This window comes from Massilia pseudoviolaceinigra (assembly GCF_030846505.1).
Taxonomy (GTDB): Bacteria; Pseudomonadota; Gammaproteobacteria; order Burkholderiales; family Burkholderiaceae_D; genus Telluria_A; species Telluria_A violaceinigra.
In genome coordinates this window covers 1-839 of the sequence record NZ_JAVCWL010000121.1, presented here as the reverse complement: position 1 = coordinate 839, position 839 = coordinate 1, and the positions used below count along the sequence as shown (strand labels likewise).

1 protein-coding gene is annotated in these 839 nt (G+C 66.9%); it reads right to left on the bottom strand.

The window, feature by feature from the left end:
* The coding region (locus RBA40_RS33360; protein WP_306653207.1) for a tape measure protein at positions 1–839 on the bottom strand (839 nt) is incomplete at both ends.

The window sequence follows — 839 nt, the reverse complement described above, 5'->3', positions numbered from 1 at the left end:
AAGTAGCCGCGCCCGCCTGCGCGGTGATGGCGGCCGTATTAGCGATCGACGCCGTGGTGGCGCCGCCACCGGCGACGGCCTGCGCAGCGAGTGCAACAGCATGCGCCTCTGCAGCAGCGGCGGCGCGGATCTGCGCGGGAATCAGGCCGTTGGTGGTGATCGCCAGCGCCGCGGCGCCCTGTGCAGCCAGCACAGCGGCGCGCAGCTCGGTCACGCGGGCCGTGGTGAGGGCGGCGGCACTGGCGGTAGCCTGCACATTGGCCTGAGCTTCTGCCAGCTTGGCGGCTGCGGCAACTGCGGTCGCCTGAGTGGTCGTGACGGCTGTTTGCAGAGTCGCGGCGGCCAGCGCACGCTTGGCCGCCGCGGCAGCGTATGCATCGGTGGCCAAGCCGACGAGCCAGTTGGTCGTCTTGATAGCGATCATGGTCGACATTGCCCACGCCACGCCTGCGAGATTGCTGGACAGCACACCTATCGCGCCTGTCAACCCCGCCACCGCGCCACTGGCATTGGCCTGCACGCCAACCAACTCCATGATGTTGTTCTTGAGCACGGTGAATGCGCCGCCGATGGTTTGCACCTGGGCCGCTTCCACGCGCAGTTTTTCCAGCGCGTCGGGCAGCACGGTTGCCATGACCTTTGAAGTGATTTGCCCCTCTTCGGCCATCTTTTTCAGGGCACCGACCGGCAATCCCATACCGTCGGCAAGCGCCTTCATCAGCCGCGGCGCCGCCTCGTTCACGGCATTGAATTCTTCGCCGCGCAATGTTCCGGACGCGAACGCCTGGGCGAGCTGCAGCTGTGCAGATGCCGACTCGGTAGCAGTGGCGCCGGAGACT